Source organism: Catenulispora yoronensis (genome assembly GCF_039531695.1).
Taxonomy (GTDB): Bacteria; Actinomycetota; Actinomycetes; order Streptomycetales; family Catenulisporaceae; genus Catenulispora; species Catenulispora yoronensis.
In genome coordinates this window covers 71,906-94,460 of the sequence record NZ_BAAAQN010000052.1, presented here as the reverse complement: position 1 = coordinate 94,460, position 22,555 = coordinate 71,906, and the positions used below count along the sequence as shown (strand labels likewise).

At 70.8% G+C, this 22,555-nt stretch carries 14 protein-coding genes and 1 pseudogene; 7 read left to right on the top strand and 8 right to left on the bottom strand.

The window, feature by feature from the left end; all coding sequences use genetic code 11:
• Positions 1-467: 467 nt before the first annotated feature.
• Both ABD481_RS47500 and ABD481_RS47625 read right to left on the bottom strand, forming a co-directional pair.
• Positions 468-776 (bottom strand): helix-turn-helix domain-containing protein, encoded by a 309-nt coding sequence (locus tag ABD481_RS47500; RefSeq protein ID WP_425559353.1) that lies wholly within the window; start codon positions 774-776, stop codon positions 468-470.
• Positions 777-960: 184 nt separating this feature from the next.
• Positions 961-1,698, bottom strand: a pseudogene (locus tag ABD481_RS47625) (RsbRD N-terminal domain-containing protein); the annotation flags it as partial.
• A 239-nt stretch (positions 1,699-1,937) separates the two neighbouring features.
• On the opposite strand from ABD481_RS47625, the gene ABD481_RS33725 reads away from it, so the two are divergent.
• Positions 1,938-6,542 carry a tetratricopeptide repeat protein gene (locus tag ABD481_RS33725; RefSeq protein WP_344669882.1) on the top strand — a complete coding sequence of 1,535 codons (4,605 nt, stop codon included), beginning with the start codon at positions 1,938-1,940 and terminating at the stop codon, positions 6,540-6,542.
• Positions 6,542-8,065 carry a hypothetical protein gene (locus ABD481_RS33720; RefSeq protein WP_344669881.1) on the top strand — a complete coding sequence of 508 codons (1,524 nt, stop codon included), beginning with the start codon at positions 6,542-6,544 and terminating at the stop codon, positions 8,063-8,065. Before ABD481_RS33725 ends, ABD481_RS33720 begins: the two co-directional genes overlap by 1 nt.
• A 52-nt stretch (positions 8,066-8,117) precedes the next feature.
• On the opposite strand, the gene ABD481_RS33715 is transcribed toward ABD481_RS33720, so the two are convergent.
• Positions 8,118-8,606 carry a hypothetical protein gene (locus ABD481_RS33715; protein ID WP_344669880.1) on the bottom strand — a complete coding sequence of 163 codons (489 nt, stop codon included), beginning with the start codon at positions 8,604-8,606 and terminating at the stop codon, positions 8,118-8,120.
• Positions 8,607-8,731: 125 nt separating this feature from the next.
• Here ABD481_RS33715 and ABD481_RS33710 point away from each other — a divergent pair, with 125 nt between their 5' ends.
• The gene (locus ABD481_RS33710; RefSeq protein WP_344669879.1) at positions 8,732-10,438 is read left to right on the top strand and encodes an FAD-binding oxidoreductase; all 1,707 of its coding nucleotides are present in this window, start codon (positions 8,732-8,734) and stop codon (positions 10,436-10,438) included.
• 74 nt (positions 10,439-10,512) lie between these two features.
• Here the strand turns inward: ABD481_RS33710 and ABD481_RS33705 are convergent, their stop codons facing one another.
• From ABD481_RS33705 to ABD481_RS33695, 3 genes are all read right to left on the bottom strand, one after another.
• Complete coding sequence (locus ABD481_RS33705) at positions 10,513-11,973, bottom strand: hypothetical protein (RefSeq protein WP_344669878.1); 1,461 nt, start codon at positions 11,971-11,973, stop codon at positions 10,513-10,515.
• A gap of 8 nt (positions 11,974-11,981) precedes the next feature.
• Positions 11,982-14,150, bottom strand: a complete 2,169-nt coding sequence (locus tag ABD481_RS33700) for a hypothetical protein (RefSeq protein ID WP_344669877.1) — start codon at positions 14,148-14,150, stop codon at positions 11,982-11,984.
• 293 nt (positions 14,151-14,443) lie between these two features.
• Positions 14,444-15,865, bottom strand: coding sequence for a C39 family peptidase (locus ABD481_RS33695; protein WP_344669876.1), 1,422 nt, complete (start codon positions 15,863-15,865; stop codon positions 14,444-14,446).
• Positions 15,866-16,109: 244 nt separating this feature from the next.
• Here ABD481_RS33695 and ABD481_RS33690 point away from each other — a divergent pair, with 244 nt between their 5' ends.
• A complete protein-coding gene (locus ABD481_RS33690) occupies positions 16,110-18,728 on the top strand; it encodes a GTPase-associated protein 1-related protein (protein ID WP_344669875.1) in 2,619 nt (872 codons plus the stop codon).
• Between the two features lie 47 nt (positions 18,729-18,775).
• Here ABD481_RS33690 and ABD481_RS33685 read toward each other — a convergent pair whose 3' ends face one another.
• Positions 18,776-19,468, bottom strand: a complete 693-nt coding sequence (locus ABD481_RS33685) for an HdeD family acid-resistance protein (protein ID WP_344669874.1) — start codon at positions 19,466-19,468, stop codon at positions 18,776-18,778.
• Positions 19,469-19,568: 100 nt separating this feature from the next.
• Here ABD481_RS33685 and ABD481_RS33680 point away from each other — a divergent pair, with 100 nt between their 5' ends.
• The 3 genes from ABD481_RS33680 to ABD481_RS33670 all read left to right on the top strand — a co-directional run bounded on the left by ABD481_RS33680 (position 19,569) and on the right by ABD481_RS33670 (position 21,517).
• Positions 19,569-19,790 (top strand): hypothetical protein, encoded by a 222-nt coding sequence (locus ABD481_RS33680; protein ID WP_344669873.1) that lies wholly within the window; start codon positions 19,569-19,571, stop codon positions 19,788-19,790.
• Between the two features lie 94 nt (positions 19,791-19,884).
• Positions 19,885-20,406 (top strand): P-loop nucleotide/nucleoside kinase family protein, encoded by a 522-nt coding sequence (locus ABD481_RS33675; protein WP_344669872.1) that lies wholly within the window; start codon positions 19,885-19,887, stop codon positions 20,404-20,406.
• Between the two features lie 139 nt (positions 20,407-20,545).
• Complete coding sequence (locus ABD481_RS33670) at positions 20,546-21,517, top strand: hypothetical protein (protein WP_344669871.1); 972 nt, start codon at positions 20,546-20,548, stop codon at positions 21,515-21,517.
• Positions 21,518-21,582: 65 nt separating this feature from the next.
• Here ABD481_RS33670 and ABD481_RS33665 read toward each other — a convergent pair whose 3' ends face one another.
• Positions 21,583-22,419, bottom strand: a complete 837-nt coding sequence (locus tag ABD481_RS33665) for a sensor histidine kinase (RefSeq protein WP_344669870.1) — start codon at positions 22,417-22,419, stop codon at positions 21,583-21,585.
• Positions 22,420-22,555 lie beyond the last annotated feature (136 nt).

Sequence of the window (22,555 nt, the reverse complement as noted above, 5' to 3'; positions counted from 1 at the left end):
GCGACCCTTTGGGTGCCGTGCCCTGGCTGATGCGAGCCTTGACACCGCCTGGGCGGCGCGATTGGCTGCGCCCGCCGAAGCGACGGAAAGACCGGAACCGAAGACCTAACTTTGGGGCAAAGCAAAAAGCGGGGCGGCTGGTTGCGATGACCACCGGTCCTGCTGGCCGCCGCCGGTCCCGAGGGTGATCGGGCGACTCGTCGCGATGCCGATCAGTTCTACTAGCCGCCGCCGGTTATGTTCAAGGTTTGGCTGCGGTTGTTGCTGCTGCTTGGTCTGGCCGTTGCTTTGTCGCGTCGTCGGTTGGTCGCGTCCGGGTCAGCCCGGCCCTCGTCGGCAATCTTCTTAGTTCAGCAGCCCCGCGCCCGCGCTCATCGCAAAGTCGACCGGTTCTGTTGGCCGCCGGTTGAACAGGCACCCGTCGCAGTGTCCGATGCCGCGCCGCCCTTAACCTCCCTCGCCACACCTCACCCCCACCCCTCGCCGCTCCCCGCCCGCACCTCACCGCCTCCATTCGCCCCGCTCCCCAGCTCGATCTCATAAGCCAGGCTCAGCTCCGCCAAGCGTCGCGGGTCGGACAGCGTCCGCCCCGTCCGCTCCTCAAGCCTCCGCAAGCGGTACCGCACCGTGTTCGGGTGCACATACAGCTGCTTCGCTGTCGCTTCGGTCGAGCCGGCGTTGTCGAGCCAGGCGCCGAAGGTGGCGAGGAGGGTGCTGCGGTCGGTGGGGGGGAGGTCTTCGAGGCCTGCGAAGACGCCTCGGGCGATGCGGGGCATGATTTCGAGGTCGATGGCGGCGGCGCTGGTGAGGGGGTCTTGGCCGAAGACCACTACTTGGTGGCGGGCGAAGGAGCCTCGGAGGGCGATGCGGGCCAGGCGGAGGGCTTGGGCTGTGGCTTTGAGGTCGTCGTAGGGGGGGGCTGACGCCTACGTGGCTGTCGTCTGAGGTGAGGGCTGTGACCAGTCCGTTCAGGTGGTGGGGGCGGGGCAGGCTCGCCACGCCTACCTCCATGTCGTGCATCAGGCGCCAGGCGGAGTCGATGCCGAGGTCGGCGAGGGCGTTCTCGATTTCGGGGAGGGCGTGGTGGCCGAGGTCGGGGACGTGGGCGGCGATCACCACGTAGGTTCCGGTGTGGGGGAGGCGGAGGAGGTCGGCTGCTTCCCACAGGGTGGTGGAGTCCAGGGTTCCTTCGAGGAGGGCCTGGACCAGGACCGAGCGGCGTTGTTCCTCGCTGCGGATCTGGTTGCGCATCTGGTCGCGGTAGGCGCGCATCATGGCGTGCATGGTGCGGTCGTAGGCCTTGACCAGGTAGGCGGCGGCGGCCATGGTGGCGGGGCCGCCGGTGCCGTCCTGGCCGGAGAGGTCGCTGAGGCGGTCCCATTGCTCCTGGAAGCCGATGTTGTAGGCGTCCATCAGGGCGGACAGGGGGATGCCGGCGCGGGCGCGGGCCTGGCCGTTGGCGGAGGAGATGGTGGTCTCGGTGGGGCGGCTGGTGCCGACCGAGCCCCAGATGGCCTTGATCTGCAGGTGCACGACGTGGAAGACCTCGTCGGGTTCGACCAGGCCGGTCTGGTACTCCGCCACGGTGCGGAAGATGGTCTCCTGCGCGGAGCGGGCGATCGACTCGCTGTCGGCGAGTATCAGGCCGGCGAGCTTGGCGACGTCTTGGGCGATTCCGGCGTCGTCGGAGCCTTCCATGGGAACTCATTGTATTCGAGTGCTCACGCCCTGGCGAAGGAACCGGGCGATGGTGCGTCGCGGCGCGCCGGAGGGAACGCAACGTGATGTGAGGTGCGTCTGTATGGGGGGTGAACACAGTGGCATCGGCTGGGGAAAACGGGAGGTCGGTGCCGTTCGGGCGAAATGCGGTCCGGCGCGGTGGCGGGCCCGTATGTCAAGCTGTAGCCAGCGATACGAATCGATGGGACGGTGTGGCCTTGCGTGGGCGTGGACGTGGGACGGACCCGCAGTGGATCACCCAGGAGTTCGCGAGGGCCGAGGACCTCGCGGCCGCCGGGCAGATGGAGCGGGCCCGCGATCGGTACGCCAAGTTGGCGCGGCGGTTGGCGGCGGCTCCTGAGGACGTCGCGCACTATCGCGGGCTGGCGTTGCTCGGCGAGGCCGAGACGATTCTGGCGATGGGCGTCTTCACCGACGCCATGGTCCGCTTCCGGGAGGCCTACCCGCTGCTGACCGAGCCGTTCCGGCAGCTGCCGCGCTGGCTGGTGCGGCAGTTCGCCGAGGAGCGGCTGCGGGTGGAGGACGGCGACCTGCGGCCGGTGACCGATTTCCTGCAGGCCCTGACCTACGGCGTGGAGGCCGGGGACGAGGACACCGCCGTCCGGACCATCGTGTGGCTCCAGGAACGGTGTCTGACCGGCCCCAACGCCCAGCGGGAGGCCACCGCGCGGGCCGCGCTGGCGGCGCTGCCCGGGGTGGACTGGCCGGTGCTGGCGCTGACCACCATGCTCCGGCGCGACGGCCGGGTGAAGGAGGCCGAGGACCTGCTCGCCGAGTGGGTGCCCGGCGGCAGCGGCGAACTGTGGTTCCGATGGGGTGTCCAGCTCAGCACACTGCGCCGCTACGACCAGGCGATCTCAGCCTACGACGAGGCCGAGCGCCGGGGGACGGGCCAGGGCTCGCCCTGGTCGCGCGGTCCGTGGCTGCGCCCCGAGGCGATGCTGTTCCGCGGCCTCGCGCACCAGCAGATGGGCCGCACCGGCCATGCCGAGCAGGATCTGCGGGCCGCGTCCGCGGTGGCGCCCCAGGATCCGCGCGTGCACTACTCGCTGGGCCGGCTGTCGGTGCAGCTCGGCGCCGACTACCAGGCCTGGGGCCACTTCACGACCGCGCTGGCGGTGGAGAACGCCTTCGCCCCGGCGCGGCTCGGGCTGGCGCTGCTGCGCGAGCAGTCCGGGCGGCCGGCCGAGGCCATCGCCCACTACCAGGCGGCGCTGCGGCACGACGGCAGTTCCCGGGCCGCGCGCATCCGGCTCGGCGCGGTGCTGCTGGCCGCCGGCCGGCGGGACGAGGCGGAGGAGCTGCTCCATCCGGAGGCCGAGGAATCCTCCTACTGGGGAGGAATGGCCTCGTTCCACTACGGACTGGCGCAGCTGCGGGCGAACGACCCGGCCGGCGCGCTGACGACGTGGGAGAAGCTCCGGACCGGTGAGCTGCGCGACTGGATCGCGGTGGCCCGGGACCGGGAGGCCCGCAAGCGGCTGGGCACCAACCCCACCGCGGCCCGCCTCCAGCTGCAACTGGCGCTGCTGGACGCCCCCGAGATCGTCGAGCGGCGGGTGGCGCTGCGCGAGGCCGCGCTGCGGGAGGCGGCGTGGATGCTGCTGGCCGGGCGGGAGCTGCCCGAGCAGCGCGAGAAGGCGGCGGTGGCGCTGGACCTGGCGGCCTCGCTGCCCGTCGAGGACGGCGTGGACGGCAGGGACGGCGTGGACGTGCACCGGGCCCGCCAGAACCGGCTGCGCGGCCTGGTGGACCTGGCCGGCGGCGCGACCGGGACCCTGCCGGACTTCCTCGACGCCGCCGGGACCGTGCGCGACCGGAGCCACCTGGCCGTGGCCGCCGTCGTCGACGGCCGGGTCGGGCAGGCGCTGGCGCTGCTCGTGGACCTGCCCGCCGACCCCGGCTGCGATCCGGAGATCGCCCGGGTGCGGGCCCTGGTCGCCGAGCGGACCGGGGACTGGGGCGAGGCGGTGCTGTGGTACCAACGGTTCCTCGACAACGACGTGGTCTCCTATACGAGCGGGGAATCGGCGGACACGGAGGACGCCGATTCCCTCTCCGACGCGGCCGACGGCGACCCCTCGGACGTCGACGACGCCGAGAGCACCCTGACACTGGACGTCAACGAGATCGCGCTGGCCGGGGAGCGCGCGGCGGCGAAGAAGGCCGCGGAGGCGGCCGCCGCCGAGGAGCCCGGGCCGCTGTGCGGGACCGCCGTGGACGTCGAGTGCTCCCGGGAAGCGAGCGCCACCTGCGCCGGCTGCGGCCGCGAAGGCTGCGACGAGCACCTGTACCGGCCGACCGAGACCCACTCCCACCGGTGCCTGCGCTGCGTCGAGTCGGCCCTGCACGCCGTCCTCTACGCGGCGCGCCGCGCCGGCATGCCGGGCGAGGCGGAGCGGACCATCGGCACGTGGGCGGCCGCGCTGGAGAGCACTCATCTCAAGGCCCGCCTGCGCCGCCAGCTCGCCCTGCTCCGCGCCGAGTCCGGCGACCTGGACGGCGCGCTGGAACGCCTGCCCGCCGACGCCGAGGCCGAGCGCGTCGGCCTGCTCATCCGGCGCGCCGCCGAGGCGATCCGCCGGGGCGAGCCGTACCTGGCGCTCGGCGACCTGCGCGAAGCCCTGCGCGTCCAGCCCGACCAGCCGCAGGCCAAAGCCGCGCTGGAGGCGCTGGCCGAGTACGAGGCGCGTCAGCATGCCGAGGAGCAGCGCAACCGCGAGGCCTTCGACAGCTACCTGGTCCTGGTCCGCGCCGAACCCACGAACCCCCGGCTGCTGCACGCGCTGGGCCTGGCCGCCTACCGCCTGGCCCGCGTCAGCCGGAGCCGGGAGCACTGGCTGTGGGCCGTCGGCTGCCTGGTCTCGGCGCTCCACGCGCCGGACTTCCGGCCGCGGGCGACCGGCGCGACGCCGGAGGCGCTGGAGTCCGGGCAGGAGCGGTTCGACGCCGACCGCGACGCCCTGATGGCGGAGCTGCGGGACGCGCTGCGCGTCGTCGACGAGGCCAACGGGCGCGGCGGGGACGAGGTCGATGCTTGGACCGTGCGCCTCGGCATGGACGTCTTCGCCTGCCGGATCAACCCGATCCTCAGCCCGACGCTGGACGCGCTGCTGCGGGAGCAGCCGGAGACGCCGGCGATCCGGGAGTGGCGCGACCTGACCGATACGCAGCGCGCCATGGAGCTGGCGGCGATGGCGGAGTCGGCCGAGGCCGGAAGCGCCGGCGGTGTCGGCGGTATCGGTGGCGTCGGCGGTGTCGGCGACGGGGCCGCGGCGGAGAACTGGACCGCCGCGTTCTACGGCGCGCTGGGGCCGCAGCACTTCCTCTACGAGGACGGCCGGTACGAGGCGGCGATAGCCGGGCTGGACACCGTGCCCGAGGACGAGCGCGACCAGGAATGGACCGCTCTATTGCGCAAGACGCTCGTGATGCGGGGCATGGAGCTGCATCTCGACGAGCACTGGGCCGATGCCCTGGAGTGCATTGCGCGCGCGGCATCGCTGACCCCTGATGTGGCGCCCGAGGCCGAGCTGGTCGAGATCGCCGTCGAGTCGGGACTGAACGCGGCGCACGCGGTGCTGGGCCGGCCGATCCGCGGGGGCGCGGAGCCGGAGTCGGATCTGGATTCGGAGCCGGATTCGGACGTCGAGGCGCGGACCGTCGAGCTCAAGGACGGCGGCGACGCGAACGCTGAGACGATCGTGACCACGGTGGGCGACGTCAACGCCATGACCGTGGTCACCGGGGCGGTCGGCGACGCCCACGCGCAGACGGCCGAGATCAAGCTGTCCGTTCCTTTGCCGGGCGCCGTGCCGGGGGCCGATGCGATGACCGAGCCGCTGACGGTGCCGATCCCGGTGCCGACCCCGACCCCGGCGCCGCTGACCGTGCCGATCCCGGCGCCCGGGACCGACGACTGGCAGTCCGTCATCACCATCCTCGAACGCGCCCTCACCGTCGCGCCCGACACCACCAGCCTGCGCGCCGACCTCGGGGTGGCCCACACCCGGAAGGCCGCCGAGCTGCGGGTGGTGGAGAAGGACCACGTGCTGGCGCTCTCGCACGTCCGGCGGGCCCTGGACCTGATGCCGGACGAGCCGGAGGCGTTCGCCCTGCTGGAGGTCGTGCTCGCCGAGCGCGCCGGCTCGCTGACCCGGCCGGGCCCCGACGGGGACCTGCTGGAGGCGGTGCAGTGGTGGCAGGAGCTCAATGAGATGGACCCCAAGCCGCAGTACCAGACCGGCCTGTCCCAGGCGCTGGCGCTGCTCTCGTGCTCGGCGGCGGTGGCCAACCGGCGCCCGCTGGCTCTGGACCGGATGGCGTGGGCGCTGCTGGCCGACCCGGAGTGGACCGGCGGCGACGCCGCGGTCGCCGCGCCGTACCAGATCGCCGGCCACCTGGTGGCCCAGGCGATGGACGACCAGTACCCCAAGCCCTTCCACGACCGCGCCCACCGGCTCCGCACCGCGCTGAGCTACCGCGACACGCCCGAACTGCGGGCCTTGATGATCGCGCTGTGGCGGAACGAGGCCACATTCCAGTACGAGACGCGGCATTATGGACTGTGCGCGGCGCTGCTGGAGGAGGCGCAGCAACTGGCCGAGGACCCGAACGCCACCCTCAACCTGGGTCCCAAGCCGGGCACCGACCCCGACGGCCTGCAGCAGCCCTTCCACTGGCACCTCTACCCCAAGGCCCGCAGCCTGATCAAACGGACCGTCGACCACTTCCCCGACGACGATGAGCTGCGGGAGCTGCATGCCCGCAGCACCAAGAACGAAGACCCCGCGAGCTCCTGATGCCGGTGAACGAAGCCACGACGCATACTGTCCTGTCCGAACTCGAGGCGACGAGGCCCGAGGAGAAGAACCGCCCGGCGCCCGCCGGCGGCGATGGGGAGGTGAAGGCCGCGGTGAGCGATGCCGAGGCCGCGAACGCCGCGGACGACGTGGTGAGCGCGGATGCGGACGCCGAGGCGATGACGGTCGCGCTTCCGGGACCTGAGGCGATCGACGACGAGCCCGACGACCAGGCCGAAGACGACGCGGAGATCGCCGGTGCGGAGGCCGAGCCGATATCCGCGGAGTCCGACGAGCCCGACAAGCCTGATGAGTTGGGTGAGTCCGACGAGCCGGATGACGGCTGGGACATGGTCGAGGTCGCGCCGATCGCCGACGCCGCGGAGACTGCTGGTAGCGCATCGGCCCTGAGCAATTCGCTACTGAGCGACTCGGCCCCGAACGGCTCGGCCCCGCGCGACTCAGTACTGAGCACATCGGCCCCAAACGACTCGTCCCAGACCGGTTTGGCATCGACCAACTCGGAACAGACCGGTTCGATGCAGAGCGACTCGGCACCGACCACCCGCATACCGAACCTCGGCGCCGGCGCCGCCGCGCCGACGATAGCGATGCCGTTGGTACGAGCCGAGGACCTGGAGCAGACGCCGCCGCCCTTGGCCGATCCTCAGGACTCGGCGCTGACCAGGCCGATGCCGCTCATGCGCGCCGACGATGTGGCGCTGACCAAGCTGTTGCCGCCAGTGCCCGCCGCCGACCCCGTCGCGGGGACCGTCCCGATACCGAACCTCGGTGCCGAGGGCACCGATGTCATCGCCAATGCCGTGCGCGATGCCGCCGCGAGCGCGATGACAATGCAGATGCCTGCGTTAACCGCGGACGCCGCCCCCATTGAGGCGCCGACCGAGCCCTTGCCGGTCCTCCGTGAGGAGCCCATCACGGACCTGGCCCTCGAAGGCGACTCCGAAGGCGACTCCGAAGAGGACTCCGACAACCACCCCGACAACGACCCCGACGAGGACTCCGAAGAGGACCCGCGCCCGGGTCCCACCACCGACCTCGTCAAGCCGTCCGTCCTCGCCGAGGCCGCGACCGTCACCTTCCGCCGCATGACCTCCACCGAGATCGTGCTGCCGGAGACCGTGGCCGAGGTCGTCGCCGTCGTCGACGCCGCCTCGAAGGCGATCGCCGCCGCCGAGGACGCCGCCCGGCAGGTCGCCGCCGCGCACGCGGCCGCGCCGGCCGAGGTGGTGCCGCCGCCGGTGCTGGACCTTCGCGAGCCCGCGCAGCCGGCGCCGGTGGACGGGGTGCTGGATCTGCTCGCGCCGGTTCTGGAACGGCCGCTGCTGGTGGTCGAGCAGCCCGAACTGCCCTCCGCGCCGGACCTCATGGCGCTGCACCGGGCGGAGTTCGAGCGGGACTTCGCCGAGCCGCCGCTCGTCGCGGCCGGTGACGAGCCGCCGATCCCCGCGCGGTTCGGGCCCGGGCTGGCGGTGCTGCCGCACATCGAGTTCCCGGTGTGAGTGCCGGACCGGTTCCCGACGTGAAGTGAGCGCCGGACCGGCCGCGCGCTGATCAGCCCAGGCCGTCCTCGCCCGCGCTGCGGAGGTCCGGCAGCACGGGCCGGTCCTCGCTGCCCGGCTGCAGGATCACGGCGGCCAGTCCCCAGTGGTGCTTCATGCGCTCCAACGGGTCGGCGTGCAGGGCTGTCTTCTTGCGGGAGAACCGGCGCGTCGCCGGATTCTTCTCGCGCGTCTTGATCTTCGCGCTCGCCCGTTCGGCGCCGCCGACCACCACCACGCGGTCGAACCGGCCCGCGACCTCGGCGGCCCAGTGCCGTCCCAGGACGCCGACCCGCGCCGCCGGCTCCGAGCGCCGCCCGGCCCGGAACGTCACCTGCACCGCGTCCACCCCCGGCGGCAGCAGTCCCCACGCCACCGACCACGGCGTCTCGTCGTCGTCGCGGCTGCGCAGAGCTCCGTCGATGAACGCGGACTCGGGATCTGGGGCCTCGGCCGCTCCGGCGGCCTCCGGTTCCTCGGGCACATCGGGCACATCGGGCACATCGGCAGCATAGTTGAGCGCCGCTCGAGCCCGGCCCGGGACGCACCCCAGCCGTTCGTCATCGCGTGTAAGTTCTCTGACAACAGTGGGTTTATAGATCATTTTGCGCGCAATGAGAGGCGGGGATGATGGAAGACCGAACGAACGAGGGTCTCGAAGCGCTGAGCCGGCGCGGACTGCTGGGCCGGGCCGGGGCGGTGGCCGTCGGATCGGCGGCGCTCGCCGGGTTCGGGGCGGCGTCGGCGAGCGCGGCGGCGCCGGCAGCCGGTGCGGCCGGTGCGGCCGGGCCGAACGCGGCGGCCGGGGCGGACGCTCAACACACTGCCCCCGGCTTCCCGCCGGTAAGCATCAAGCCCGGCGACGTCCGCTACGACAGCCTGCTCCGCGGCGACAACTTCCGCTACGTCGGCCAGCCCGACGAGGTCCGCGTCGTCACCAGCACCCAGGACGTGGTCCGCGCCGTCGCCGACGCCGTCCGCACCGGCAAGCGCATCGCGGCCCGCAGCGGCGGCCACTGCTTCGAGAACTTCACCGCCGACCCCGGTGTCAAGATCCTGCTGGACCTGTCGATGATGGACGCCGTCGGCTACGACCCGGTCATGCGCGCCTTCTCCGTGCAGGCCGGGGCGCGCGTCGGCGAGGTCTACGAGGCGCTGTTCAAGGGCTGGGGCGTCACCATCCCGGCCGGCGGCTGCCCGGACATGGGCGCCGGCGGCCACTTCGTCGGCGGCGGCTACGGCCCCCTGTCCCGCCGCTACGGCTCGGTCGTGGACCACCTCTACGCGGTGGAGGTCGTGGTGGCCGGTGCGGACGGCGCGGTGCGCACCGTGATCGCCACCCGCGAGCCCGGCGACCCCCACCACGACCTGTGGTGGGCCCACACCGGCGGGGGCGGCGGCAACTTCGGCATCGTCACCCGGTTCTGGTTCCGCTCGCCCGGCGCGGTCGGCGACGACCCGGCCAAGCTGCTGCCGCCGGTGCCCGGCGAGATGCTGTTCTGGCTGGTCGAGTGGCCGTTCGACGCCTCCATGACCGAGGCGGAGTTCAGCACCATCGTGCGCAACTTCGGGGTCTGGCATGAGCAGAACAGCGCCCCCGGCGCGCCGGGCACCGGCCTGTACGCGGTGCTCAACGTCGGCAACCAGGCCTCCGGCAAGTTCTACCTGGCGGTCCAGGCCGACGCGAGCCTGCCGAACATCGGCACCCTGCTCCAGGGCCTGATCGACGCGGTCCGCGCCGGCACCACCGTCCAGCCCTACGTCAACCAGGGCGCGGTCTTCCCCTGGCTGCACATGACGACCTGGCCGGGCGACGGCGAGGGCGGCGACAAGGTGACCCGCCGCTACAAGATCAAGGCCGCCTACCTGAAGAAGTCGTTCGACGACGCCCAGCTCTCCGCGATCTACGCCGGCCTCACCGACCCGAACGGCACCGCCGGCTCCGGCATCCTGCTCATCGGCTACGGCGGCCAGGTCCAGGCGGCGGCCCCGACCGCGACCGCGCTGGCCCAGCGCTCGGTCGTGATGAAGGCGGTGTTCGAGACCACCTGGCTCTCGGAGCTGGAGGACGCCGCACGGCTGCAATGGGTCCGCGAGTTCTACCGCGGCGTCTACGCGGCGACCGGCGGCGTGCCGGTCCCGACCGACGTCAACGACGGCTCGTACATCAACTACCCGGACACCGACCTCGCGGACCCGGCCTGGAACACCTCCGGCGTGCCGTGGCACGAGCTGTACTACCAGGGGAACTACGCACGGTTGCAGCAGGTCAAGGCGAAGTGGGACCCGCACAACGTGTTCCGCCACGGCTTGTCGGTCGAGCTGCCCGCTTAGTCCGGCAGCCCCGCATCCGCGACGAAGTGAGGGACCGGCCGCCGGTGGCTCGCGCTCCGGCGGTCCGGTCGGCTTCAGCGCTTCTTCACGTGGTAGGGCCTGAAGTGCGCTTTCATCGCGTTCAGATCGGCCCGGAGAAACCCCAGCGCTTGCTCTCCGTCGGGGGCGATGGTCTTCACCTTGACGGTGACGACGTTCTCGTCAGGAAACTTCGAGATATTGATCTTCATGTAGAGGGTGCCCCATGGAGGGTTCGGCACATGGGCGACATCGACTTCGGTGCTCTGGTGCATGTCCTCGGTGTCAACGAACCGCAACGCGCGGGTGCACCCCTCGACGACGGCCGGCATGAGCTCGACGTCGACCATGTGATGCATCTTCACGAATGAGGTGACGTTCGGCCACAGGGTGTTGACCGGGCGTTCGGTTCCCCCGAAGTCGAAGAACGTCAGAGTGTGCCGTCTGCAGATGTGTTGCAGCGTCTTCGTGCTGACCTGGACGATGAGTTCGGCTTTCGCGCCGTCCAGCACGATCGTGCAGGTTCTCTCGAGATTGTACTTCTTCGCATCCGCACCGAGGATCAGCGTGTCCTCCAGGAAAACCGCGGCGTCCGTATTGGAGAGTGCCCCGCCCTCTGGGAAGCGGGCTCCCCGGAAGCGTTCTATCCCGTCCTTTGTCCCGAGGAACTTGACCAGCCCCTGTTTGATCACCTGATGCGTGTATGAGTCGTTGAGCCACTGCTCCGGAAGTGGCGGATACAGCAGTCTGCGACCGCGGCCGCGTTTCTTCGAAACCTTGTGCGCTGCCAATAGGCAGGTGTGCATGCCCTGCCACATCGTGACGTCATAGTTTCCCAATCCGATATCGGCGGCGTCCCAGATCTTCTCCAGCTTCAGCAGGTGTTCCGAGGCCTCGGTGAGCTGGCGTTCGCCGTTGCCTCCTGGAACTGGTTCGGTGTCGGCGTCGAAGTTCTGTCCCGGGTCGTTGGCCGGACTCGGGGGTCCCAACGAGACCATGATCGGCATGTTCCACAGCAGTCGTACCGGATTGATGGCGTCCGAAGCGCTGCCTTGCCGCACGGCTTCGCAGATGTGCTCCCCGGCCAGCTGGCAGCACAGGTACCAGAAGTCCAGGGCGGCCGTCCGAAGCGCCGGGCCGCCGCTGCCGTGGCAGGCCTTGGCCAGCTGTTCGCCGATGGTGGTGAGCTTCTCCTTCGAGACGAGATGGTGAAGTGCTCCTTTCCCCCACCAGTCCTCACGCCCGTCCATGTACTGCGATTTCGCGTCGGTGAGCGGCTTCACCGCCCAATCCTTCCGGTTGGAGCCGTCGGCCTTGCCCGGCAGGCCGATTTTTTTGGTCGACATGAAGTTATCGACTTCGGCCGGATCCTCGGGTTCGACGTCGTCCGCGATCCTGTTCAGAACTTTCGTGGCCTTCGCGGTCGCCTTCCCTTTGGGCTTTCTGTTCTTGTCGACGGCTCTGTCGTTCAGCACCCTCCCGGAATTCTCCAGGGCCTTCTTCTTTTGCTTGCCCACGGGAAGCATCAGCGCGTCGATCCGGTGGAGGCGGGAGCGGCGGTGGAGGCGGGGGCGGCGGCCAGCGTCGCGGGGAACACTTTCTGGAACAGTTCCACGGCCTTGGCGTCGCCCCCGTGCACCAGCGAGATCCCCAGCCGGACGCGGTCCAGTTCGGCCTGGCGCAGGTCGTTGGCGAGCTGGCGTTCGCGGACCTCCTGGACCTGCAGGCCGGTGGAGTACTCGTCCAGGCCGTTGCCCAGGCCGAGGAAGGTGTCCACGACGACGCCGTCGGTGCGCATCACGTGGGAGTCGGCCGAGACGACCACGCCCGGGACGGTGATGACCGGGCCGTCGGCCGCGACCTGGTAGACCGAGGAGGCGTTGGGGTCGACCCGCAGGAAGCTCATCGGGGGGCTTCCGGCGGTGCCGCTGAGGGTGCCCTGCTTGACGAAGTCGTCGCGGACGGCGCCGGTGTGATCGGTGATGCGCAGGAGTTCGGCGGCGATCGCGGTCCGCACGGCCTGCTGGTGCTCGGGGAGGACGTAGGTCTGCAGCAGAGTGCCGAGTTCCGGCAGCGGCACCTCGGCCCGGGACTCGGCGAAGCCGTTGAAGAACGCCACCCGGATGTCGACCAGGTGCAGGAGCGTGACGAACTCCTGGTTCATCTGGCGGAACACGAAATTCAGCGTCCGGCTGACGTTCACGTTCTCCAGTTCGCGCTCGATCGCCGTCTCCTCGCCCATCTCGATCTTGGCGTCCAGGCTGGTGTCCACCTGCACGTCGCGCCGCGAGGAGGCCCGGGCGGCGTGCTGGGCCACGGCGGTGGCGACGTTCTTGGCGAACTCCTCCCGGGTCACGTTGGAGGTGCCCGTGACGCCACCGCTCGCCACCACGTTGGCGTTGCCCCAGCCCCAGGTCGCCTTGGCCTCGGCCTTGACGTCCGCGTGGTACTCGAATCCGCGGCTGGTGTCGTTCTGGCTGGTCTGCTCGCCCTGGACGGTCTCCTCGAACTCGCTCTCGGTCTCGTCGTTGGTGGAGTCCAGGATCGACGCGGACCGGACGGCGCTCTCGGTGGTCCGCCGGTAGGAGCTGACCCGGATCCGGGTCCGTTCGCCGGGCAGCAGCGAGAACGTCTTGATGGTGCGGCCCGCGCCGTACCGGGCCGGGTAGGAGGACAGCCGGTAGTACTCGACCAGCAGCAGGGTCGGGACGCCGGTCTTCGGCACCGGGATGAACCGGTAGGTGGTCCGCCCGCTGGTGTCCCGGTAGACGGCCAGGCGGTTGCCGGCCTTGAACTGGGTCGCGACCGTGGTCGCGTCCAGCTCCGCCACCGCCTGGATCATCGCCGCCCGGGTCGCCGCGTCGGTGCCGGACTGCACGTTCGGGAACACCGCCGGGTCGAAGTAGCCGGTGGTCTTGGCGACGCCGAACGCCTCCCTGACCTGTTCGTCGGTGAACTCCGCCGCGCCGGCGCGGTCCGCCGGGACGGTGTCCCCGGTCAGCGGCGCGTCGTCGCCGTAGACCGGCCGCGACCCGGCGATCGGGCCGCTCAGCAGCTGGTCCAGCGCGTCCGGCCGGTGGGCCGGCGGCTGGTGGGCGGGCGGCTGGTGGGCGGGCGGCTGGTGGGCCGTCCCCGCGCCGGGCCCGCCGCCGGCCGGGCCGCCGGTCCCGGTCGTGGCGGCGCCGCCGACGAAGTAGGCGGGCGGGAAGTCCAGCTGGACGATCTGCCGGCCGCGGTAGCTCGTCGGTTCCGGGACGTCGTAGGACAGCACGATCGGCGAACCGTTGGGATCCAGCTCGGCCAGCGGCCGGGCACCGCCGCCGGCGGGTGCCGGGACCGCGACCGGCTGGGTGGACAAGGCGAATGCGACGACCTTCTGGTTCAGCGCGGAGGACAGCGGGACCGGGAAAGCCAGCGGCACCACGATATCCGGATCGGTACCGCCCCGGGCGTTGAGCCGCGCGGTGAGGCTGTTGCCCGGGTACCCGCTGAAGCCGTCCGCGGAGGAGTACGCCGCCGGGTAGCCAGTGGTGGCGAACAAGGTACCCCGGGCGGCCCCGGTGGAGTCGACCAGCTGACAGCTGTAGTCACCGGAGCCGCCGGACGGCGCGGTCATCGTCCAGCGGAACGTGTTCGGCGGCAGCGTCGGGTCCGGCGTGATCGTGTAGCTCGCATACAGTGGCGCTTCGGACATGGCCGTTCTCCTCGACTCATGGCGTGGGGACGGCGTGCGACACCGAACACGACTCAACCCCCCGGTTCAGAAACGATCAGGACACCGGGTCCGCCCGGCGTCGTCGCCGGATCTGAGGACCCTGACATGTGGTGCGCTCCCCGCGCCCGCCGACTACTGCCGGTAGGCGTCAGCGCTCACAGTCGAAGCTTACGGTTCGGCACCTGTCGTTTCCCCCGCGTCGGTGGTGGGGTTAAGCCCGGCTTGCCTCAGCGCGCACAATAGGTCGAAGGCCACTGACATCGACCGTCTACCTAGTCCTCGCAGTGGTCCGACGGCCAGCTCGGATTGCGCGGGTCCACGACCCGGGGCAGGGCCTTGCCGTGCGGCTTGATCAGGTAGGCGATCCCGCCGGAGCCGTAGCCGGGGCTGCCGTCCGCCTTCGTGTAGTTGGTGCGCAGCCACACCGTCTCGAACATCCGCCGCGGATACACCGTGTAGACGTTGTCGTCGCTGTTGCTCGCCGGATCGTTCACGATGACGTCGCCATTGGCGTCGAAGCCGATGACCGCCCACAGATGGCCGTCGCTGGCGTAGTAGCCGTTCTCGGCCTTGGTGAACGACTGCGACGTCACCACCGGGAACCCGGCCGCGATCAGGACCTCCACCTCGTGCAGCGAGTTGAGGCGCACGACCATGGCGTCCAGCCCGTACGTAGCTGCGTACGCGCACGTGAAGGGCCAGTTGCCGGTGCCTTCGTAGCCGTAGTCGTAGCTGAACCGCGCGGCCTGGTCCACCGACGGATCGGCGTACGTCGGGTCCACCCATGCCAACTGATCGGCGCTCGGCCCCTTGCCCCAGAACTCGACGACCATTTCCGTGGAGGTCGGGCTGCACCAGGCCTCACCGCCGCCGCCGTACTGGACGTACTGCCCCTTGTGGATGTTCTGCGCATAGGGCTTGACGTTCAGCGTGATACCCGTCGCCGGCCCGGGCGTCGTCGCCGGGACCGTCGTGCGGTTCGGGACCGCCGACGCTGTGGCGCCGATCTGCCACACGCGCGGGCTGGCGTGGCTGCCGACGCGGCGCAGCAGTGTCAGGCGCAGCTTGTAGGAACGCAGCGAGTGGCCGGTCTCGGAGCTCCACGTATCGGTGTCGATCTCGCCGTAGGCATTGGACTGCCCGTTCACCGAGGTCCGGTCGATGTCTCCGTCGCCCGAGGCCCAGATTCCCATCACCCAGGTGTCCTGGTGGCCGTCCTCCATGGAGGCGAGCAGCTCCACCTTGATGTACGTACCCTGCGGTGTCTCGGCGTTCCAGTGCGCCGTCAGCTGGGTGGCGCCGAAGTCGAGCCGCCGCGACGGCGAGGTCCAGACGGCGTACTCGTACTCGGCGGTCGTGTTGAGATAAGGGTCCGTATACGAGACCTGGCCGATCGGCTGCCCGATGACCACCCCGAGCCGCCGCCCCGGAAGCGCCAGCGCGCCCTCCGAGTGTCCGGAGACGAAGTCGGCCCACGAAGTCCACCGGTCGAAGCGCACCCGGGCGCCGTCCGCGTTGCCGGCCGGCGCCACTGTCCCGGCCTCCGTCCCGGCCACCGCCCCGGCCTCCGTCCTGCTCTGCGCGGCCGCCGCCGGTCCCGCCGCGGCGAACCCGGCCGCCACCGCTCCCGCGGCCGCCCCGCCCGCGAGCACCACTCGCCGGCTCATCCCGTCCGAACCCCGCCGATCCGTCATCAGTCCTCCAAGAGCGCGCCTGAGTGGAGACTCAACGTTGAATGCTGTTGAAGATTAGCCCTGATCTGCAACTGACGGAAGCAAATCCGCGCCACACAATGCCGGATCATGACTGATCTCCGTGAGAACCCCTGCGAGTGTCAGCAGCCTGCGGTCCGACGGATGGCGCCCGCCCCGCCTGGGTAAGCAGAGGGTGACACCATGGCGGGGGAATGGCGGAACGGGTAAGGGAGCGCCGGGTGACGTGGCACTAGAGCAGCTCTATCTGGCCGGTCGCGACAACAACAACGGCTTCGCCGACTACCGGCTGAACGCCCTGAGCCCCGGCATCGACGCCGAGGCCCAGCGCTCCGTGATGGCCCTGGCCGCCTATCGGCCGCCCCGCTCGCAAGCCTTCCCGGCCGGGCCGGACGACCTGCGGCGCTGCCCGGTGAACCTGTGCTTCCGGCCGGCCGGGCCGACGGGACCGATTGGGCAGGCGGGACCGACCGGACTGACGGGATCGACCGGGCCGACGGGACCGGTCAGGCCGACCGCACCCACCACGCCGCCCGCGGTGACGGCACTGACGGCACTGACAGCAAGGACGGCGCCGCCCGCGCCGACCACCGCCGGCCCGCCGAACATCCCAGGCACCGCGGGACCCGCCCGCCCGCCCACCACCCGATCGATACTGGCCAACATCGAATACGTCGGCCAGGACACCGCCGGCGGCTTCGGCAACTTCTTCACCCACGCCGTCCTGGCCGGATCCAACGCCGACCTCGCCGACGCCCTCGACGGCATGCTCCCGATCGAGTCGTGGCGCTCGCCGTTGTGGGTCCGTCGGCACGCCAGGGACACGGCCCTGCCGCCGCTGGACCGCGCACTGCCGCGCGGCGGCGTCACCCCGTCCACGGTGCGCGCCTTCCTCGCCGAGCACCCTTTCGCCGACCGCCTCCCGATCCTGGTCACCGCCGTCGCCGCCGCGCAAGCCGGCTGGGGGCCGCCGGTCCTGCTCATCGAGTCCGACTCCGATCGGGCGGCACTGTGGATCGGCGCCGTGTCCTATCTGCTGCCGCCCCGGGCCGGCCGGACCCTGGCGTTCACCACCTATCTCGCCGACCCGCGCAACGCGCCCTGGGCCCACGTGATCGGCACCGTCTCCGAAACCGCCGCCGAACTCCCGCTGGACCTCGTCCACGCCTTCGAACTCTTCGACATGCCGGGCGGCCGGCTGCCGGACGGACCGACGCTCGCCGTCGCGTCGGTGGCGGCGCGCGTCGGCGTCGGCGCGGCCCGCGCGCTCTGGTACGCCGCCGAAGCCCTCGCCGAGCCCGACACTCCCTTCGACGCCTGGTACGGTCCGCTGGCCGCGGCCGCCGCGCTGAAGGGCGTCCTGCTCACCGAGCCCGAGGTCCGCGCCGTCGCCGAGTGGACGGCCCGCAACGTCGACCGCCTGCCGCCGGCGGCCGCCCACGACCTCGCCGTGAAGCTGAACGAACAGCCGCAGTGGCGGGCCGAGGAGTACCTCCCGGCGCTGTTCGACCTGGCATGGCGCGGCGGCAACCAAGCACTCTGCGACGAGGTCCGTTACCGGCAGCTCGACTTCGAACTCGCCCGGGTCCGCGACGGCGCCGAGAGCGCCACCACGTCGGCCCACATCGAGTCCCCGCGCGTCCGGATGCGCGTTGCGGGCCGCGTCCGCGAACTGCTGGAGGCCGCGCCGGTCGGCACGTCCGCGGGCGTTCTCCGCCTGCTGGACTGGACGCGGCGCAGCGGGTTGGCGGCGGACCTGGAGACGGGATTCCTCGTCGACCTCACGAAATGGGTGCTCGCGCCGGAAGCGATGAGCGGCCGCTGGTCCGCCGACGACGGGGATCCGCTGCGCGTCATGGTCCGGGACTGGCCCGCGATCCGGCAGAGTTTCGTGACCTACCTCCAGGGCCTCGCCGCCGACGGAACGCAGACCCTGGACGGCGCCCTCGACGGTCCGCTCGGGCCCTTCCTGCGCGGCATCCCGTCCTTCGACGCCGGCCTGGCCGAGCTTCCGGAGCTGCAAGAAGCACTGTGGTTCAGCCTGGCCCGCCAGGACTCGTCGCAGCGAGTACCTGTGCTGCGCGCTGTGCTCGGCCGCCGCGACCTCGATCTTCCCGATGCCGAACTCCTCGGCCGCGTCTGGCCCGACGGCTGGACGCCGGAGGCCATGGTCCATGTCGCCGCCGCCACTCCGCTGGAGGAATTGGAGGACGAATCCGTCGCGCGCTGGTTCCTGGACACCCTCAAGACCGCGTCCACCGCCGACGACATCGCCTGGTATGTCACCGTCTCTCGCAGGCTGCTGACATCCCCCGTCGCCTCCCGGCTCGAAGCCGACTGCGTCGGGCCGGCCAAGGCCGTCGAACTGGACCGCCGTTGTCATGATGTCCGCGATTACAAGGATCTGGAGTGGATCGCCAGGCAGGACAGCGCCGCCACGCCGATGATCGGCGTCATGGTGGCGACGTTGCTGCCGAAGCTGATGCTCGCCGCGAGCCTGGAGCCGGATCAGGTGTGCTCGGTGCTGGAGCTGATGTATCCGGCCGTGATGCGCACGTTCCTGGACAAGGTGCGGACGCCCCCGTTGGACAGCTCCGATGCCGGGCTCATGCGGATCGCGGGGATCTACGTCCTCGCCGAGACCAGGTACCACCACGACCAGTCGCTGCGTGCGGAGCTGCTCGGGTGCGTCGGGCAGGCGGCGGACGAGCTGGAGCCCTCGGACTGGGACCGCTTGCGCTGGTTCATCCTGTCCAGCAAGCACCAGGTCGAGGACGAGTTCCTGACCTTCGAGGAGTCTCGGCAGCCGACCCGGTCCTGGTTCCCGTTCCGCAGAAGGGGATAGCCGGGCCGGATCGGTCAGGGGGGCGTTCAGGGGCCGGTCAGGGCCGGTCAGGCCGCCGGCCGGCCGTCGCCGTGCAGGTGCCGCAGATGGAACGAGCCGCTCACCGCGGAGATGCCGTAGAACATCGCGAAGACGCCGAACACGGTCGCCAGCGCCACCGCCCCGGCATCCGGACGCATGAACAACGCGAGCGCGAAGAACAAGCCGACGGCACCGCTCAGCGCCAGCGCCGTGCGCTGCCCGGCGGTCTCCCCGTGCCCGAACGACAGACCGATCTCGATGATCCCGGTCACCGCCGCCCACAGGCCGATCCACACCGCCAGCACGGAGACGGTGATGCCGGGCCAGGCCAGCGCCACCACCGCGGCGGTCGCCGACAGCAGCGACAGCGCCAACCAGCCGAGGACCGGGCCGAACGAGTCGGACGCGAACGCGCGCAGGGCGTCGGCCACCGCCGAGAACAGTGAGAAGGCGGCGAACAGGCCCACGACGGCGCCCAGCGTGACGCCCGGCCAGATGATCGAGATCAGGCCGAAGGCCACCGCCGCCATGCCTTTGCCGAGCAGGACGTTGGGCGAGGTCAGCATGACGGTCTCCTCCACGCGGGTGACGGGGCGCGGATCGTCGCCCCTGTTCGAGCGTGACAGCGCGCGGGCGAGGTCCGCTTGCGTCAGCTGACTGCTCTCCGGGCCGCCGGTCCGAGCCGCTCCGCCGTCGTCCGGCGCCGCACATTGCGTCATCGCTGCCGTCATATGTCTGATGCCGCCGGCCGGTCCCGGTGGTGGGATGGTCCATGTCATCCAGACCACCTGCACCCACCCCGACCAACGGAGCGCACCTATGAGCACCAGCACCGACACCCTGGCGTCCTTCCTGCGCACCCCCGGCATCATCGACTTCGACGGCCGCCCGGAGAACACCGACGGCGAGCGCGAGCGTGCGATGCGCTACGTCGCCGGCGCCGCTCACGACACCGACGACGCGCTCGACCTGCTGGCGGCCTTGGGGCTGGTCGAAGTGCCGATGGCACGGCGGCCAGGACGGCACCGCAAGGCGGCGTAGCGTATTGCTCGGCCGAATCCCCGGCCGAGATCCTCGGCCCGATTCGCCAGGAACTGATCCCGCGACCGCCCTCGGCGCGTTAGCATCAGGGGGCATGATCGTATGGCTCAACGGCACTCACGGCGCGGGCAAGACGACCACCAGCCCGCTCGTCCAGCAGCTGATCCCGAACTCCCGGGTCTTCGACGCCGAGAAGGTCGGCGAGACGCTGATGGACATCAGGCCGGGCCTGCCCGAGACCGACAACTTCCAGCACTGGCTCCCGTGGCGGCAGCTCGTCGTCGAGACCGCGCACCGCATCCTGGACTACACCGGGGGCACGCTGGTGATGCCGATGACCGTCCTGGTCGAGCAGTACTGGCGGGAGATCAGCGCCGGCCTGTCCCAGTACGAGATCCCGGTCCGGCACTTCGTCCTCCACACCGACCAGACGACCCTGCGCGAACGCATCATGAACGACACCGTCCTCGGCCCTTCGGGATTCCGCCTCGACTACTTGGAGCCCTACGCCGAGGCCGCTCGGACCTGGCTGCACAAGGAGGCCGAGGTGGTCGACACCACGGGTCGCGAGCCCACCGACGTGGCTCGTCAGATCGCTGATTCAGTCCTGAGCTAGACGGCTAGGTGTATTCCCCCGCCCCCTGAACCTCCCCACCAGAACTCACGTTCTCATTGTCCTGATGGCTGAAGCCTTGCCAGCCTCAGTGAGACTCGATTGACTGAGCCCTAAGGGGAGGGAGCTCATGCCAATGGACATGAGAAGATCCACGGGCTGGGGGATCGCCGCTCTGCTCGCCGCCGCGGGACTCGCGGCCGGCTGTTCGGGGAGCGGCAGCTCGTCAAAGGGATCGCCCACGCAGACCGACCAGGCTTCCACGACAGGTGCGGCGGCCTCGACCTCGGCGCTGCCCGCGCCGACCACCAGCACGTCGACACCGCCGCCGCCGTTGTCCGCCGACGACTTCAAGAAGCAACTGCAAGCCGTCAACGCCGCGCTGGCGCCGGATTTCACGGCCGTCGGCAAGGCCAAGACCACCAGCGACATCTCCGCCGCGCTCGGCAAACTCTCGACCGACGCCGCGGCCCAGGTTTCGCAGATCTCTGACAATCCGCCCACGAACGTGGTCGCCGCCGCCACCGAGCTGACGGCGGCGCTGAAGACGCTCGGCTCCGCCGCCGACGACGAGAAGGCGACCGCCGGCTCGAAGGTCTGCGCCGGGGTCTCGGCCGCCGCCGCGCTGAGCCGCTCCGACGGCGCGAACCAGGTGCGCACCGCGGTCCAGCACCTCGTCGCCGCCGATCCGGCCTACACGAACGTCCTCACGTTCGTCCCGGCCGCCGTCCAGGACCAGAACCGCCGCCTGACCTCCGGCACGGTCCTGCGCCGCGCTTCCGGGCCCGGCAAGCTGACCATCCACACCGCCGACGAGGACGCCGTCATCACCCTGACAAAAGTCGGCAGCAAGACTCCGGTCACCTCGGTCTACGTCCGGGCGAGCAGCACCACCGAGCTGAACAACGTCCCCGGAGCCACCTTCGACGCCTACATCGCGTACGGCTCCGACTGGGACAGCACGGCTCACGCGTTCACCCGCGACTGCACCTTCAGCAAGGCGGACTCGACGTTCGACTTCAGCAGCAACGACTGGGAGCTCACGCTCTACAAGGTCGCCAACGGCAACCTCACCGAAGTCCCCGTCGACCCGAACCAAGCACCGCCTCCGTGATCGGCGGTTCCGCGATCACTGGCGTGATCGGTTCCGCCGGGCCGGTGTCGAGGGCCCGGCGGACGTCACCACCGGCCGATTCCCGCACCGGCTAACGCGGGGTCGGCCCCTTCGCCGTCCTCCTCGACCGCCCCGACCGGCAGCGAGAGCGACACCTCGAAGCCGCCGTCGGCCTTCCGCCCGGCGGACAGCTCCCCGCCGTACAGCGCGGCGCGCTCCCGCATACCGGTGAGTCCGACCCCTGACCCCGACCCGCTGGGGCGCGCTGCCGGCGTCACCTGCGGCCCGGTGTCCGCCACGGTCACCCGGACGCGGTCGGCCTCGTACTCCAACCGCACCTCCACCGACGCTCCCGGCGCGTGCTTCAGCACGTTCGTCAGCGATTCCTGCACCACCCGGTAGACGCACAACTGGATCCCCGCCGGCAGCGCCCGCTGCCGACCGGCCACGGTGTACCGCGACGGCGTCCCCGACAGGCCGACCCGCTCGATCAGCACCGGCAGCTGCGCGACCCCCGGCGCCGGCGGATCGGCCGCGGGCGACCCCACTCCGACGATCTCCTCGTCCTCCGGACGCAGCAGGCTGATAAGACGCCGCAACTCGGCCAGGCCCTCGCTCCCGACCTCCGAGATGGCCCGCAGTGCCTGATCCGCGGTCTCCGGTTCTTTGTCCAGGACGAACCGTGCGACTCCGGCCTGCACCGCGATGACCGACAAATGATGCGCGGTCACGTCATGCAGCTCCCGCGCGATCCGAATCCGCTCCATCAGCACCGCGCGCTGCTCCCGATCGGCCTGTTTGCGTCGCAGGTGCTCCTGTTTGCGTCGCAGGTTTTCCTGGTGCTCCGCCAACAGCACCCGGCCCGCCCGCAGCCGCCTGACTCCGTACCCGACAGTGACCACGGCAGCGACCACGAACAATGCGGACCGATCACAGCGATGTCGTATGCGGAGCATCCCGCCAACTTAGGGAGCACATCCAGGCTTTGTCCCTGCTTGCAAGGCACGTTCGCTCGAACGAGTGTAAACCTCTGCGGTA